This is a genomic window from Williamsia sp. z34 (assembly GCF_059553395.1).
This window is the reverse complement of sequence record NZ_JCANWW010000001.1, coordinates 352,517-367,953: the sequence shown is the minus strand read 5'-3', so window position 1 is coordinate 367,953 and position 15,437 is coordinate 352,517. Positions and strand designations below refer to the sequence as shown.

The 15,437-nt window shown below is 64.7% G+C and carries 16 protein-coding genes; 8 read left to right on the top strand and 8 right to left on the bottom strand.

All coding sequences use genetic code 11. From position 1 onward, the window contains the following. The first annotated feature begins 12 nt into the window (after window positions 1-12). The 6 genes from AC51GT_RS01765 (at window position 13) to AC51GT_RS01740 (ending at window position 6,383) form a co-directional block, all read left to right on the top strand. The gene (locus AC51GT_RS01765; RefSeq protein ID WP_496327656.1) at window positions 13-624 is read left to right on the top strand and encodes an ion channel; all 612 of its coding nucleotides are present in this window, start codon (window positions 13-15) and stop codon (window positions 622-624) included. 363 nt (window positions 625-987) lie between these two features. Beyond that, complete coding sequence (locus AC51GT_RS01760; RefSeq protein WP_496323667.1) at window positions 988-2,691, top strand: nitrite/sulfite reductase; 1,704 nt, start codon at window positions 988-990, stop codon at window positions 2,689-2,691. Next, entirely contained in the window at window positions 2,688-3,419 is a 732-nt protein-coding gene (locus AC51GT_RS01755) for a phosphoadenylyl-sulfate reductase (RefSeq protein ID WP_496323666.1), read from the top strand. Before AC51GT_RS01760 ends, AC51GT_RS01755 begins: the two co-directional genes overlap by 4 nt. Continuing rightward, entirely contained in the window at window positions 3,416-4,369 is a 954-nt protein-coding gene (cysD, locus tag AC51GT_RS01750; RefSeq protein ID WP_496323665.1) for a sulfate adenylyltransferase subunit CysD, read from the top strand. Before AC51GT_RS01755 ends, cysD begins: the two co-directional genes overlap by 4 nt. After that, window positions 4,369-5,664: a sulfate adenylyltransferase subunit 1 gene (locus AC51GT_RS01745; RefSeq protein ID WP_496327655.1), complete on the top strand. Its 1,296-nt coding sequence runs from the start codon at window positions 4,369-4,371 to the stop codon at window positions 5,662-5,664. Before cysD ends, AC51GT_RS01745 begins: the two co-directional genes overlap by 1 nt. After that, window positions 5,661-6,383, top strand: a complete 723-nt coding sequence (locus AC51GT_RS01740; protein ID WP_496327654.1) for a sirohydrochlorin chelatase — start codon at window positions 5,661-5,663, stop codon at window positions 6,381-6,383. The genes AC51GT_RS01745 and AC51GT_RS01740 overlap by 4 nt, the downstream gene beginning before the upstream one ends. A gap of 97 nt (window positions 6,384-6,480) precedes the next feature. Here AC51GT_RS01740 and AC51GT_RS01735 read toward each other — a convergent pair whose 3' ends face one another. Beyond that, the gene (locus AC51GT_RS01735; RefSeq protein ID WP_496327653.1) at window positions 6,481-7,119 is read right to left on the bottom strand and encodes a peptidoglycan DD-metalloendopeptidase family protein; all 639 of its coding nucleotides are present in this window, start codon (window positions 7,117-7,119) and stop codon (window positions 6,481-6,483) included. Window positions 7,120-7,121: 2 nt separating this feature from the next. Further along, complete coding sequence (locus tag AC51GT_RS01730; RefSeq protein WP_496323661.1) at window positions 7,122-7,718, bottom strand: TetR/AcrR family transcriptional regulator; 597 nt, start codon at window positions 7,716-7,718, stop codon at window positions 7,122-7,124. A gap of 72 nt (window positions 7,719-7,790) precedes the next feature. On the opposite strand from AC51GT_RS01730, the gene AC51GT_RS01725 reads away from it, so the two are divergent. Then, entirely contained in the window at window positions 7,791-8,633 is an 843-nt protein-coding gene (locus AC51GT_RS01725; RefSeq protein ID WP_496327652.1) for an alpha/beta fold hydrolase, read from the top strand. A gap of 108 nt (window positions 8,634-8,741) precedes the next feature. Here the strand turns inward: AC51GT_RS01725 and AC51GT_RS01720 are convergent, their stop codons facing one another. The 6 genes from AC51GT_RS01720 to AC51GT_RS01695 form a co-directional block, all read right to left on the bottom strand. Continuing rightward, entirely contained in the window at window positions 8,742-9,740 is a 999-nt protein-coding gene (locus tag AC51GT_RS01720; RefSeq protein WP_496323660.1) for a sulfate/molybdate ABC transporter ATP-binding protein, read from the bottom strand. After that, window positions 9,737-10,633: a sulfate ABC transporter permease subunit CysW gene (gene cysW / locus AC51GT_RS01715; protein WP_496323659.1), complete on the bottom strand. Its 897-nt coding sequence runs from the start codon at window positions 10,631-10,633 to the stop codon at window positions 9,737-9,739. Before cysW ends, AC51GT_RS01720 begins: the two co-directional genes overlap by 4 nt. Continuing rightward, on the bottom strand, window positions 10,630-11,484 hold the full coding sequence (gene cysT / locus AC51GT_RS01710) for a sulfate ABC transporter permease subunit CysT (RefSeq protein ID WP_496323658.1): 855 nt from the start codon (window positions 11,482-11,484) through the stop codon (window positions 10,630-10,632). The genes cysW and cysT overlap by 4 nt, the downstream gene beginning before the upstream one ends. Next, window positions 11,481-12,629: a sulfate ABC transporter substrate-binding protein gene (locus AC51GT_RS01705; protein ID WP_496327651.1), complete on the bottom strand. Its 1,149-nt coding sequence runs from the start codon at window positions 12,627-12,629 to the stop codon at window positions 11,481-11,483. Before AC51GT_RS01705 ends, cysT begins: the two co-directional genes overlap by 4 nt. Window positions 12,630-12,707: 78 nt before the next feature. Next, window positions 12,708-12,797: an Ms4533A family Cys-rich leader peptide gene (locus AC51GT_RS01700; RefSeq protein WP_496323656.1), complete on the bottom strand. Its 90-nt coding sequence runs from the start codon at window positions 12,795-12,797 to the stop codon at window positions 12,708-12,710. 144 nt (window positions 12,798-12,941) lie between these two features. Beyond that, window positions 12,942-13,142 (bottom strand): hypothetical protein, encoded by a 201-nt coding sequence (locus AC51GT_RS01695; RefSeq protein WP_496323655.1) that lies wholly within the window; start codon window positions 13,140-13,142, stop codon window positions 12,942-12,944. A gap of 147 nt (window positions 13,143-13,289) precedes the next feature. Between AC51GT_RS01695 and AC51GT_RS01690 the strand changes: the two genes are divergently transcribed. Continuing rightward, on the top strand, window positions 13,290-15,317 hold the full coding sequence (locus AC51GT_RS01690) for a glycoside hydrolase family 15 protein (protein WP_496323654.1): 2,028 nt from the start codon (window positions 13,290-13,292) through the stop codon (window positions 15,315-15,317). Window positions 15,318-15,437: the final 120 nt, after the last annotated feature.

Sequence of the window (15,437 nt, the reverse complement as noted above, 5' to 3'; positions counted from 1 at the left end):
AGGGGTCATGCCATGCCAGCCACAGACGAGTCGGACACAGGCGGGCCGGGCACACATGGGGTGGCCACTGGTGAAGGCGGTACGCACGAGGCCACCAAACCCGAATGGCCGACAACGCTGCTCGTGTGGGCGCTGGTGCGATCGGTGATCACCGTGGTGGTCTATCTCGTCGCCTACTTCGTGTTTCCCTGGGACAGGTTCAGCGACTGGACGGCTCTGGCAATCGTCGTCGGCTTCCTGGCCGTCGCAACAGTGACCGCGATCTGGCAGGTCGGCAAGATACTGAGATCGCCCTACCCGGCCGTGCACGCCATCGAAGCCCTGGCGATCATCGTGCCGATCTACCTACTGGCCTTTTCACTCGGCTACTTCATGTTGTCGGACAACAACCCCGACCAGTTCAACGAGCCGCTGTCCTTGATGAGTTCGCTCTACTTCACCCTCTCGGTCTTCGCGACCGTGGGCTTCGGTGACATCACCGCTGCCGTCGATACCTCCCGTGCCGTGGTCAGCGTCCAGATGGTGCTCAATCTCATCGTTGTCGGGGTGGGGATCAAGGTGATCCTGGCGGCGGTGAAATGGAGCCGCGACATCCGCAACGGGAAATCGTCCACCTCGGAATGACTCCTCCGCGCAGGTTGTTGTCTCTGAATTGAAGGCGAAATAATCCAACCGGCCGACTTCCACTCAGGATGAGTCGAAGTAAGCCCAAGTAGACGCATCGAGGGGGGCCGTGGCACTATGGGCGACGTGACTTCTCAAGGGGTGTGGCTCGCAATGCGGCGGCACATTGATCTCAAGCGCGCATGCAGCGCGCTGTGTCGCATGTAACCAGCACGTCCGCTTCGCGACCCGCAGCCCGGGATCGCACCGGGTTCTCATACGTGCCACTCACTGCCTCCCCCTCACTTCATTTCGCAGGATCATTCGGGTGCCGTCGGCACATGCCCAGCGCTGCCCTGGATGGATCCGTCAGACAGGAGCATCATGACGTCGACGACCGACGCCCCCGGAAAGCCGCCGCAGCGCCGCGCGCGTCCCCCCAAACGCCGGGCAGAAGGTCAGTGGGCGCTCGGCTACCGCGAACCGCAGAACCCCAACGAGCAGGTCAAGAAAGACGACAACCCGCTCAACGTCCGGGCCCGGATCGAGAACATCTACTCCAAGCAGGGCTTCGACTCCATCGACAAGCAGGATCTGCGTGGCCGGATGCGCTGGTGGGGGCTCTACACCCAGCGCGCCGAGGGCTACGACGGCACCTGGACCGGTGACGACAACATCGACATCCTCGAGGCCAAGCACTTCATGCTCCGGGTGCGGTGCGACGGGGGCGCCCTGACCACCGAGCAGCTGCGCACCGTCGGTCAGCTCTCGACCGAGTTCGGTCGCGACACCGCCGATCTCTCCGACCGCGAGAACGTCCAGTACCACTGGATCGACATCCGCAACGTCCCGGAGATCTTCAGCCGCCTCGAGGCCGTCGGACTCAAGACCACCGAAGCCTGCGGCGACTGCCCCCGCATCATCCTGGGATCGCCGCTGGCCGGTGAGGCCCTCGACGAGGTCCTCGACCCCACTCCCGCGATCGACGAGATCGTCCGCCGCTACATCGGTGACCCGAAGTACTCGAACCTGCCCCGCAAGTTCAAGACCGCGATCTCCGGCCTGCAGGACGTCGCCCACGAGATCAACGACGTCGCGTTCATCGGCGTCAACCATCCCGAGCACGGCCCCGGACTCGACCTCTGGGTCGGCGGTGGCCTCTCGACCAACCCGATGCTCGCGCAGCGGGTCGGTGCCTGGATCCCGCTCGACGAGGTCCCCGATGTCTGGGAGGCCGTCGTCTCGGTCTTCCGCGACTACGGTTACCGCCGGCTTCGCACCAAGGCCCGCCTGAAGTTCCTGATCAAGGACTGGGGCATCGAGAAGTTCCGCCAGGTCCTCGAAGACGAGTACCTGGGCCGCAAGCTGATCGACGGACCGGCGCCCGCCCCACTGACCGCGCCGCGCGATCACATCGGCGTTCAGCGACTCAAGAACGGCCTGAACTCCGTCGGGTTCGCCGCCATCGCCGGCCGCGTCTCCGGTACGAAGCTGACCGCTGTCGCCGATGCCGCTCAGCGCGCCGGATCCGACCGCGTCCGGTTCACGCCGTACCAGAAGCTGGTTGTCCTCGACGTCCCGGACGACAAGGTCGAGCAGCTCATCGAAGAGGTCTCGAAGCACGGTCTCGAGGCCCGTCCGTCACCGTGGCGCCGCAACCTGATGGCCTGCTCGGGCATCGAGTTCTGCAAGCTCTCGTTCACCGAGACCCGCAAGCGATCACAGGTCCTGGTTCCCGAACTCGAACAGCGCCTGGCCGACATCAACGATCAGCTCGACGTGCCGATCACGGTCAACATCAACGGCTGCCCCAACTCCTGCGCCCGCGCCCAGATCGCCGACATCGGCTTCAAGGGCATGCTCGTCGAGGACGACGAGGGCAAGACCGTCGAGGGTTTCCAGGTTCACCTCGGTGGCAGCCTCGGACAGGATTCCGCCTTCGGCCGAAAGCTGCGTCAGCACAAGGTGCTCTCGACCGACATCGGCGACTACATGGAGCGGGTTGTCCGCAACTTCGTCAAGGAACGCAATGAAGGGGAACGCTTCGCCCAGTGGGCGATTCGCGCCGATGAGGAGGATTTGCGATGAGTACCGCAGTTCGCGATGAAGCGCAATTGCGTGAGCTGGCCACGGCCGGCGCCGCACAGCTCGGACCGGACGCGTCCGCACAGGATCTGTTCCGGTGGACCGCCGACACATTCGGCAGCGACTTCCTGGTCGCCTCGAACATGCAGGACGCGGTTCTGATCGATGTCGCGACGGGCGCTATCAGCTCGGAGCAACTCGGCGGCAACAAGCTCAAGGTGCTCTTCCTCGACACCGGCTACCACTTCGCCGAGACCATCGGTACCCGCGACGCGGTCGAGCAGGTCTACGGCGTGGAGATCGTCACCGCCGAAGCCGAGCAGAGTGTGGCCGGGCAAGATGCGACAGTCGGCCGAAACCTGTTCGCCACCAACCCCGGTGAATGCTGCCGGTTGCGCAAGGTGGTCCCACTCAAGCGCGAACTGTCCGGCTACCGGGCCTGGGTCAGCGGGATCCGCCGGGTCGAATCCCCCACCCGGGCCGATGCCCCGCTGATCTCGTTCGACGACGCCTTCGGTCTGGTGAAGATCAATCCGCTGGCCGCCTGGACCGACGAGCAGTTCCAGGACTACATCGACGCCAATGGCGTGCTCGTCAATCCCCTCGTCGACGAGGGCTATCCGTCGATCGGATGCGCGCCCTGCACCAGCAAGCCGATTGCCGGTGCCGATCCACGAAGCGGCCGCTGGGCCGGCCTTGCCAAAACAGAATGCGGGTTGCACGCCTCATGACCATCCAACAGAGCACCAACGCCCTACCGGCAGACACCCTGCCCGTCGACACCGCCGACGAGTTCACCACTCTCGACGCCCTCGAGTCCGAGGCGATCCACATCTTCCGTGAGGTCGCCGGAGAGTTCGAGCGCCCGGTGATCCTCTTCTCCGGCGGTAAGGACTCCACCGTCCTGCTGCACGTTGCGCTGAAGGCGTTCTGGCCGGCACCGCTGCCGTTCTCGCTGTTGCACGTCGACACCGGGCACAACCTGCCCGAGGTCTTGGCGTTCCGCGACGACGTGGTGGCCCGCCACAACCTGCGGCTGCATGTCGCCAAGGTCGAGGACTACCTCGCCGACGGCCGACTCACCGAGCGGCCCGACGGCATCCGCAACCCGCTGCAGACGGTCCCGCTGCTCGACGGCATCACCGAGAACCGTTTCGACGCGGTCTTCGGCGGCGCCCGGCGCGACGAGGAACGCTCCCGCGCCAAGGAGCGGATCTTCTCGCTGCGCAACGCATTCGGCCAGTGGGACCCCAAGCGTCAGCGCCCCGAACTGTGGAACCTCTACAACGGCAAGCATGCGCCGGGTGAGCACGTCCGCGTGTTCCCGCTGTCCAACTGGACCGAGCTCGACGTCTGGCGCTACATCGCCCGCGAGCAGGTACTCCTGCCGTCGATCTACTACGCCCATCAGCGTGAGGTCTACTCCCGCGACGGCATGTGGATGACCCCCGGTGTCTGGGGCGGCCCCGCCGAAGGCGAAGAGTTGCAGACCCTTTCGGTCCGTTACCGGACCGTGGGCGACGGCTCCACCACCGGCGCGGTCCTCTCCGATGCGGCCGACAACGAAGCCGTGCTGGCCGAGGTCGCCGCATCCCGACTCACCGAACGCGGTGCCACCCGCGGCGACGACCGAGTGTCCGAGGCCGCCATGGAAGACCGCAAACGAGAAGGTTATTTCTGATGAATCACGCCCCCGATCTTCTCCGACTGGCCACGGCCGGCAGCGTCGACGACGGCAAGTCCACCCTGGTGGGCCGGTTGCTCTACGACACCAAATCGGTTCTGGCCGACCAGATCGACGCCGTCACCCGCGCCTCGGTGGACCGCGGCCTCGACCAGCCCGACCTGTCGCTGCTGGTCGACGGACTGCGCGCCGAACGCGAGCAGGGCATCACCATCGATGTGGCCTACCGCTACTTCGCCACCCCGACGCGGTCGTTCGTCCTGGCCGACACCCCCGGACACGTGCAGTACACCCGCAACACGGTTTCCGGTGCCTCCACCGCCGGCCTGGTGATCCTGCTGGTCGATGCCCGTAAGGGTGTCATCTCGCAGACCCGTCGCCACGCCGCGGTGATGGCGCTGCTCGGCGTGCCTCGTCTGGTGTTGGCCGTCAACAAGATCGACCTCGTCGACGATCCCGAGAAGGTCTTCAACGAGATCCGCACCGAGTTCACCGACATGACGACGTCGCTCGGCTGGAGCGCCGAACGTGTCGTGTCCATCCCGGTGTCCGCGCTGCACGGCGACAACGTGGCGATCCGGTCGGACAAGACCCCGTTCTACAACGGCCCCACCCTGATCGAGCACCTCGAATCGGTACCTGCCGGTGAAGACCGCAAGCCGGTCGGCTTCCGGTTCCCGGTCCAGTACGTGATCCGGCCGCGCACAGCGGAATACCCGGATTACCGTGGCTACGCCGGCCAGGTTGCCGCCGGCCGCGTGACCGTCGGCGACGAGGTGGTGATCCTGCCCTCAAGTACCCGCACCACGGTCGAACGGATCGACACCGCGGACGGTTCGCTCGAATCGGCACACACCGGCCGCAGCATCACTCTCATCCTCGCTGAGGACGTCGACGTGTCCCGCGGTGATGTCATCGCCGCGGTGGCCGATGCACCCGAACCGATCTCGCAGTTCAGCGCAACCGTCTGCTGGCTCGGTGACAAGCCGTTGCGTCCCGGCGCCCGCCTGCTGCTCAAGCACGGGGCCCGGACCACTCAGGCCATCGTCGGCGGACTCGAGGTCCTCTTCGACGAGCAGGAACTGGTCTTGCGGGAGTCCCCGGATGCGCTGGAACTGAACCAGATCGGCCGTATCTCGGTGCAGACCGCACAGCCGGTCAGCGCCGACGACTACAACACCAACCGCGAGACCGGCAGCTTCCTGCTGATCGATCCGCAGGGTGGTAACACTCTCGGCGCCGGCCTGGTGGGCGACGCCCTGTCGACGTTGCACCTGAAAGAGCTTGTGTGACAACACTGGTTCTCGCCGCCCACGGTAGCCGCGACCCCCGGTTCGCGGCCACCGTGGAACGGATCACTGCAGCCGTCCGCGCTCGCCTACGCGACGTGGATGTCCGACTGGCCTACCTCGACCTGAACACCCCCACGGTGTCGCAGGTCCTGGCCGACTGCCGCGGTGAGGTTTTATTGGCGCCGCTGCTGCTGTCGGAGGCGTTTCACAGCAAGATCGACCTGCCCGCGCTCGTCGATCAGGCCTGCGCCGCGAATCCGACCCTGACGGTTCGGCAGTTGCCGACCCTGGGCGGGGACCCCCGGATCATCACCGCCCTGATCCAGCGACTCGACCAGGTCGGCCTGCGGCCCACCGACGGTGTCCTGATGACCGCGGTCGGATCCAGCGATGCCGCGGCCGACGACGCGGTCCGTCGCAGAGCCACGGAGTTGGCGCTCGAAATCGGCACGCCGCTGGTGCAACTCGTGTTCGCCACCCGGCTGGGCGAGGACAACCGCAACCTGCGCTCAGCCATCGGACGGCTCCGCCGCGAATGTGCCCGGCGCATCGTCGTGAGCCCGTACTTCCTGTCGGCCGGGCTGCTGACCGAGCGTGTCGACACCGCCGTCGACGCCCTCGCCCCCGGTGCCCAGATCGCCGGACCACTCGGAGCCCACCCGGCTCTCATCGACGTCGTCTGCGACCGCTACCGCGCCGCACTTCCCGTCTCCGCCTGACGCGCGCCCACCCGACTCCCTCCCGCAAACGAGCCACCTATACGAAGACGAGCCACAAATTTGTGGCTCGTCTTCGTATAGGTGGCTCGTTTGGCGGTTAGCCGTGGACGATCTGGGACTCCCCCGGCATGAAAACGCCTGTGCCCGCCCGACGGAACGCCATCGGCAGACCTCGGGTCGTGGGCCAATCCAGTGAATCGGTGACCTGGATGTGGACGTGCGGCTGGGTGCTGTTCCCGGAGTTACCGCAGTCGGCAATGTGATCGCCGGCCGCGACGACATCCCCCACCGCCACGGCAATCGATCCACGACGCAGATGTGCCAGTAAGACATATGGACCACCGAAACCCAGATCGATCACCACATGATTCCCGGCAATCGCATTGGAGCCCTGCCCAACTCGACCAGCCTGACCGATCGCGTACGGCAACAGCGCAAGCTGTGAGCGGCGCGCGGCATGGTCGACCTCACCGTCGTGGACGATCACCACAGTTCCGGCACCGGGCGCCAACACCGGTTGACCGAATCCGACGAACAACTCGGGACGCTCGACCGACAGCGCGGTCCGCCACGTCCGTGGCGCCGGTCGTCCGGCCCCATCCACCGCGATGAAATCGATGGCGTAGGTGGTGCCGAACAGATGTGTTCCGTGACTGGGTATCCGGCGGGCAGGACTGTTGCGGGCCATCCAGCGTCCGCGGAACGGCAGATCGAGCACCACCGGATCTGAACCCATCCCTAGTGTCTGATCGCGGGCACGGGCCCGAGCGCGATGCCCTCGTACGTCCCCGACAGCGCCCGACCGGCCGCGAGCAGCGGCGCCTTGCTGCGAAGCGTCCGCGCCATCACAAACGCACCCTCGAGCGAGCACACGATCGCGGTGACAACTTCTTCGGCGAGATCTTTGTCCAGGCCGCGACTCTGAAAATAGCTGCGCCCGAGCATGATCCAATCACCGAAGACCGACGCCGCCGCCATCCGCAACGATTCGTCGGCGTTCGCGACCTCTCCGGCAACGGTCGAGACCGGACACATGTTGGCGTAACCGGTCAGTTCCATGTCATCGGCGGCTTGGCTGAACGCCGCCCGGATCCCGGCACCCAATTCGGATTGGTCGGCCATCACCATGGGTAGGACCGCCGCGTATGCAACACCGGCATTGACCAGCGCTTCTCGCGCGATCTGAGCCTTGCCCTCCGGAAAGTGGTGGTAGATCGAACCGATCGGAGCACCCGACGACGCCACGATCTGTTTCATGCTCAGCGCCGCGTAACCGTGGACGCGCATGAGTTCGATCGCGGCCGTCAAAATTGTCTCGCGGGTACCCCTTGCCATCCAACCTCCTGCATCACATACTAGAACAACTGCTCTAGAACGAACGCTCTAGTAGGCTTCGAGGAGATTCAGATGGAGAACGTCGAACTGACCGCCGGCACCATCGAATACCGGGAAGCCGGCGATCCCCACGGGCCGCCGGTGGTGCTCCTCCACGGTCTGCTCATGAACGACCATCAGTGGGACCTGGTATTACCACTGTTGCCCAAGACATTTCGGTATCTGCTGCCGGTGCTACCACTGGGCGGCCATCGGAACCCGATGCGCCCCGAGGCAGACCTCAAGATGCCCGGGATGGTCGCCATCCTGTCCGACTTCCTGTCCGCGCTCGATCTCCGGGACGCAACTCTGGTGGTCAGCGACTGGGGTGGGCCACTGTTCCTACCCGAGCTGCAGACCGGGCAGCGGGTGAGCCGGCTGGTGATCTGCCCCGCCGAGGCATTCGACAACTTCCCGCCCGGATTCCCGGGAAAGATGGCCGTCCTGGCGGCCTCGGTACCGGGAGGAATCAAGTTCGCGCTTCTTCAGTTCCGTAGCCGGATCCTCCGCAGAACCCCGATGGTGCTGGGACTGATGGCCAAGAAGCCGATCCCCGACGACATCATCACGGCGTGGACCGATCCGGGACTCGCCTCGGCCGGTGTCCGCCGCGATGTACTCACCTACGGCCGCGGAACCGACTATGGCAAAGCCGCCCTGATCGCCAACACCGAGAAGTTGCGTCAGTTCACCGGTCCCGCGTTGGTGCTGTGGGCACCGGAGACCAAGGTGATGCCGCGCGATCACGGGCGCCGACTCGTCGACCTGCTCCCGCAGGGGCGACTCGTCGAGATCGATGACGCCTACGTCCTGATCATGCTCGATCAACCCGAACGCACCGCCGAACTCATCACCGAGTTCCTCCAGACCACCTGACAACCCCGACCGCCGCCGGCTCCCCGACCCGCAAACGAGCCGGAAATACGAAGACGAGCCACAAATTTGTGGCTCGTCTTTGTATTTCTGGCTCGTTTGCGGTGGCGGTCAGGCGAGCGCGGCCTCAGGCACATACGTGGCCCGCACGTACACCTCATCGCCGTCGTTCAGGCCCAACGCCGCCGCGTCACCGCGGGTGATCTGGGCGTGGAAATCCTCTCTGGTGGCGAGGTTCTCGAACTCCACCCGGACCTCGAAGCCGAGGTACACGACACGCTTGACCCGGGCCTTGAGCACGCCCGTCTCCGCAGCCGCCTTGTCGGCAGTCTCCAACGCCAGATCAGGTGTGCGTCCAACCCTGATGTCGTGGGGACGCACCAGAACTCCGTTGAGCTTGGCCACCGAACCGAGGAACGACATCACGAAATGATTCTCCGGACGATCGTAGAGATCCGCCGGCGAACCGATCTGCTCGATGCGACCCTTGTTGAGTATTGCGATCCGGTCGGCGACGTCGAGCGCTTCCTGCTGATCGTGGGTCACCAGGACGGTGGTCACGTGCACCTCGTCATGCAGACGACGAAGCCAGGCCCGCAGGTCTTCTCGGACCTTGGCGTCGAGCGCACCGAAGGGCTCGTCGAGCAGCAACACCTTCGGGTCGACGGCAAGTGCGCGGGCCAACGCCATCCGCTGACGCTGACCACCAGAGAGCTGAGCCGGATAGCGGGTTTGGAAACCCGCCAGCCCGACAACCTCGAGCAACTCGTCGACCTTCTTGTTGACCTCGGCCTTCGGCCGCTTACGGATCTTCAACCCGAATGCCACGTTGTCGCGCACCGTCATGTGCTTGAAGGCGGCGTAATGCTGGAACACGAAACCGATGTCGCGGTTCTGCGGCGACACCCGGGTGACGTCGTCGCCGTTGATGATCACGGTTCCCGAGTCGAGCTGGTCGAGACCGGCGATCGCCCGCAGGAGGGTCGACTTACCCGACCCCGACGGTCCCAGCAGGGCGGTCAGCGAGCCGACCGGGATGTCGATCGATACGTTGTCGAGCGCGGCGAAATCTCCGTAGCGCTTGTTCGCGTCAATCACCGAGATGGTCATACCAGTTCACTCTCCTGGGCTATCGGGCTGGTGGGAGCCGGGGCAGCGGCCGCGTCGGCCTCTTCGCGCGCGCGTCGGCGGGGTATTCGATTGGTTTCGGTTCTCTGCCCGACCAAGGTCATCAGCAGCAACACGATGATCGCGATGATCATCAACAGAGTCGCGGCCGCGTAGGCGCCGTACTCGTTGTAGTCGTCGGTGTACCGCGACGACACCAACAATGTCAGTGTCTGCGAAACACCCGGCAGGTTGGACGAGACCATGATGACGGCGCCGTACTCACCCAATGCGCGGGCGATGGTCAACACGATGCCGTACGACAGGCCCCACCGGATGGCCGGCAGGGTGATCCGCCAGAACGTCTGCCATCCGCTGGCACCGAGTGTGGCTGCGGCCTCTTCTTGCTCGGTCCCGATCTCACGCAGCACCGGCTCGACCTCACGGACCACGAACGGCAACGTCACGAACAGCGTCGCGAGCACCATGCCCGGCAGGCCGAAGATCACCCGGAATCCCAGACTCTCCAATCCGCCGAACCAACCGCCGTAGCCCCACAACAGGATCAGGGCCACACCGACAACGATCGGAGACACGGCGAACGGCAGGTCGACGATCGCTTCCATCACGCCGCGTCCGCGAAAACGCCCGCGGACCAGGGCCAGTGCGGTGAACACACCGAAGATCACGTTGAGCGGCACCACAATCGCGACGATCAGCAAACTCAACTGGAGCGCCGAGATCGCGGCCGGGGTGGTGATCCAGTCCCAGAACTGGCCGAGGCCGTGTTCAAAGGACCGCCAGAAGATGAGCCCGACCGGGATCACCAGCAGGAAGAAGAGGTAGAGCAGCGCGATGATGCGCAACGAAATGCGAGGAAAGGCAGACAGTTTCATGAGTTCAGCTCCTCACGGCGTGAGGTCCGACGACCCGCAACGCGTAGTACCAGCAGCACCACGAACGCGATCAGCAGCAACATCACCGAGACCGTCGCAGCGTCGACGGGTGCGTCGATCTCGATCTGCTGCTGGATGTACTGGGACGCAACCTGCGTATCGCCCGGGATGTTGCCGCCGATCAAGACGACGGATCCGAACTCACCGATGGCGCGGGTGAAGGCGAGGCCGGCTCCGGACAGGACTGCCGGGGCCAGGGCCGGGAAGATGATCTTCCACCAGATCACCCAGTTGTTGGCGCCCAGCGACGCGGCGGCCTCCTCGACCTCTTTGTCGATCTCGATCAGCACCGGCTGTACCTGACGCACCACGAACGGGAGGGTCACGAAGGCCAGCGCGATGACCAGCGCGGGCTTGGTGGCGTTGAGTTCGATGTCGATCGGACTGTTCGGGCCGTAGAGCGAGAGCAGCACGAGGCTCGCGACGATCGTCGGCAGGGCGAACGGAAGATCGATCAGGGCGTTGACGAAGCGCTTGCCCGGGAACTCGTCGCGGACCAGCACCCAGGCGATGATCGTGCCCATCACCACATTGATCAGGGCGACGACCAGTGAGACCAGAACCGTGATCTTGAGGGTGTCGAGAGCGCCTTCGGCGGTGAAGGCGTCCCAGAAGCCGCTCCACCCGTCGTCGAACGCCTCGCTGGTGATGGCGGCGAGCGGCAGGAGCACGATCACCGTGAGCCACAGCATCGCAACACCGACGCTGAGCGGTCCGACGCTGCCCCAGGTGCGCTTGGTGGGCCTGGCGGCCGGGGGCGGCTTCACTGCTGTTACTTCAGTGCTGGTCATACCTTGCCTCCGGCGTTGTAGATCTCGGTGATCGCGCCGGATGTACCGAACAGCGCCTTGTCCACCGCGGACCAGCCCTTGAGATCCTTGCCGTCGTTCTTGGCGGCGGTCCCCTCACCGAGGACCGCACCCAACTCCTTGATCGTCCAGAGTTTGGCGATGTCACCCGGGAACAGCGACCTGGTCTCCTCGGTCACCGACTCATCAACCGGGCGGAATCCGTTCTCTGCCCAGATCCGTTGCGCCGCAGGGGTGAACAGATACTTGACGAACGCGTTGGCCGCATCCTTCTCCTCGCTGGAGTTCACCACCGCGACCGGGTTCTCGATCTTGAAGGTCTCGGACGGGATCACGTAGTCGACCCGTTGGCTGGGCTCGGCCGTCGCGTTCTGGTTCTTGAGGAAGATCGCTTCGTTCTCGTAGCTGATCAGCACATCGCCTTGGCCCTGCTCGAAGGCCGTGGTCGCCTCGCGTCCGGACTTCGGCTGGATCCGGGTGTGATCGCGGACCAGTTCCGCGACGTAGTCGAGGCCGGCCTGCTCATCGACGCCGCCGTTGCTCTTGGCGGCGAACGGTGCCAGCAGATTCCACTTCGCCGAACCCGAACTGCCCGGATTCGGTGTCACGACCTGGATGCCCGGCTTGAGCAGGTCGTCCCAGGTCTGAATGTTCTTGGGGTTGCCCTCACGGACCACCAACGCCACCACCGAACCGAACGGGGTGCTCCCGTTGGGATACAACTCAGCCCAATCCTTGTCCACCACACCGGCTTTCACCAGTCGGGTGATGTCCGGCGCGACCGAGAAGTTGACCACATCAGCCGGTACCCGGCGGGCGACCTTGCGCGACTGGTCGCCTGACGCCCCGTAGGAGGCCGAGAATCCGATGCCGTCGCCTTCCGGCGTATCCCGGAACGCCGGGATGATCGCGTCGAAGCCGATCTTCGGCACCGCGTAGGCATAGAGATTCAGATGTCGCGAACCGCTGGAGATGTCCTGGCCTCCGGGTTCGTCCGTCGAGCCGCCCCCGCAGCCCGACAACACCAGCGCCGATACGACCGCAACGGTGAGCGAACCGGCGACGGACAGGTCTGTCCGGCGCTTTCGCCCCCGTGGCCGCGCATGGCGCGAGAATCGGAAAAGCATAGTTGTGTCCCCTTGTTTCACGGTCAGAAGGTGATGGAAGAGCGAGTCGGTGGGCTCAGGGCCTGAACAAGACGGAGTTCAACGACAGTGAGCGTCGAAAACACAGCGATAGTCGACCGCGAAAAGCGCCAACGTATGGCGCACGCGGTAACCACTGGCTGCAGACATAGGCGGAACACTAGCACCAGAATTCCGCATGTGAATCCGACCACCTCGCCGGACCGATCACCACAACTCAGCGCAAAAGAAACCAGGCGACGACAACCAGAACAACCAGAGCGATCAATGCAATAGTCACCTTCGAGCGCGGCATTACCGTTCCCCTCCATCTACGTCAGCGGAATCGCGACGGTCAAAGAGCCGAAACGATGCATCTACCAGCACATTCATCAACACCGCGATGCCAACGGCGAGCGGGATGACGATCGCCACGCAGACGAGTATCTGCGGCACGAACGACAACGACGTCAGCCACTCTTCGACGCCATCCCACCATCGGGTCAATGAATCCACCGGACCACCCTATCCCCTCTATTTTTGATCACCGTGATTAAAAGTCGCCGGGGGCCATCACCAGGGGTCCTGGGACGCCCATACCCGTCACCGAGCGAAATCCCTGCCCCGGTGGCAGTGGAGTTCCGCCGCCACCATGATGGATCCATGACAACCACATCCGAGGACAGCAGCACCTCTGGCCTCACCGCCACCGGCCCGGCCGGACCTCCCGGCGTGGTCCACAAGACCACGCATTCCGCGCTGAGCTCACCCATGCCCACCGCGTCTCCCGGACTGCCGCAGAATGCATTCCCCCCGATCGGCGACTACGCGTTCCTGTCCGATTGCGAGTGCAACTGTCTGATCGCCCGCAACGGTTCGGTGGAATGGATGTGTGTCCCCCGCCCGGACTCCCCCAGCGTGTTCGGTGCCGTCCTGGACCGCAGCGCGGGTCACTTCAGACTGGCGCCCTACGGTGTGAACGTCCCGGTCGACCGCCGTTACCTGCCCGGCAGCCTGATGGTCGAGACGACCTGGCAGACCGACACCGGATGGCTCATCGTCCGCGACGCCCTGGTGATGGGCCCGTGGCACGACAACGAGGCCCGCTCCCGGACACATCGACGTACCCCGACCGACTGGGATGCCAAGCACGTCCTGCTCCGCACGGTCCGTTGCGTCAACGGCACCGTGGAGTTGGCGATGAGCTGCGAACCCGCCTTCGACTATCACCGCGGCGGCACCAAGTGGGAGTACGCCGGGCCGGCGTACAGCGAGGCGATCGCCACCGCGACCGGTGTCGTGGCAGACGACGTGCCGTCATTGAAACTGACCACCAGCCTCAAACTCGGGCTCGAGGGACGCGAGGCCCGTGCGCGTACCCGAATGGTGGAAGGCGACAACCACTTCGTCGCCATGAGCTGGGGCAGTCAGCCACCTCCGCAGGACTGGGAGGAGGCCGCCCAGATGATGTGGGAGACCTCCGAGAGCTGGCGGCAATGGATCAACATCGGCACCTTCCCAGACCACCCGTGGCGCAACTACCTGCAGCGCAGCGCCCTGACCCTCAAGGGCCTGACCTACTCGCCCACCGGCGCACTGCTGGCCGCGGCCACCACCTCGTTGCCGGAAACCCCTCACGGGGAACGTAATTGGGACTACCGCTACGCATGGGTGCGCGACTCGACCTTTGCCCTGTGGGGTCTGTACACCCTGGGACTCGACCGCGAGGCCAGCGATTTCTTCTCCTTCATCGCCGATGTCTCCGGCACCACCAACGGTGAGCATCATCCGCTGCAGGTGATGTACGGCGTCGGCGGCGAACGCACACTCGAGGAAGCCGAACTCAATCACCTCTCCGGCTACGACGGTGCCCGGCCCGTCCGCATCGGCAACGGTGCCTACAACCAGAGCCAGCACGACATCTGGGGCACCATGCTCGACTCGGTGTACCTCAACACAAAGGCCACCGAAACGGTGTCCGAGACGTTGTGGCCGGTCCTGAAAGCTCAGGTCGAGGAAGCGGTCAAGCACTGGCGCAAACCCGACCGCGGCATCTGGGAAGTACGCGGCGAACCACAGCATTTCACCTCGTCGAAGGTGATGTGCTGGATTGCCCTGGACCGTGGTGCCAAACTCGCGGCCATCCACGGCGAGAAGTCCTACGCGAAGACCTGGAATGAGATCGCCGACGAGATCAAGGCCGACATCCTCGAGTTCGGTGTGAACGAGCGCGGCATCTTCACCCAGCGCTACGGCAGCGACGCCCTCGACGCCTCGCTGCTGTTGGTCCCGCTGTTGCGATTCCTGCCCTCCGACGATCCCCGTGTGCGCAACACCGTGATCGCGATCGCGGACGAGCTCAGCGAGGACGGACTCGTCCTCCGGTATCGCGTCGAAGAGACCGACGACGGCCTGTCCGGCGAAGAGGGTTCGTTCACGATCTGCTCGTTCTGGCTCGTGTCGGCGCTCGTGGAGATCGGTGAACTGCCGCGGGCCAAGACGCTGTGTGAGCGTCTGCTGAACTACGCCAGCCCGCTCAAGCTCTACGCCGAAGAGATCGAGCCACACACCGGCCGGCACCTGGGCAACTTCCCGCAGGCCTTCACCCATCTGGCGTTGATCAACGCCGTGATGCACGTGATCCGGGCCGAAGAAGCCCAGGGCCACAACACCTTCATCCCCGCCAACTGACCAGCCCACCCTCCGTCGACCGTGCCGAAATCACCGTCGACCGTGCCTTTATCGCCGTTGACCGTGCCGAAAACGCCAGACTGCCAACAACTTCGGCACGCTCGACGGTGATTTCGGCAC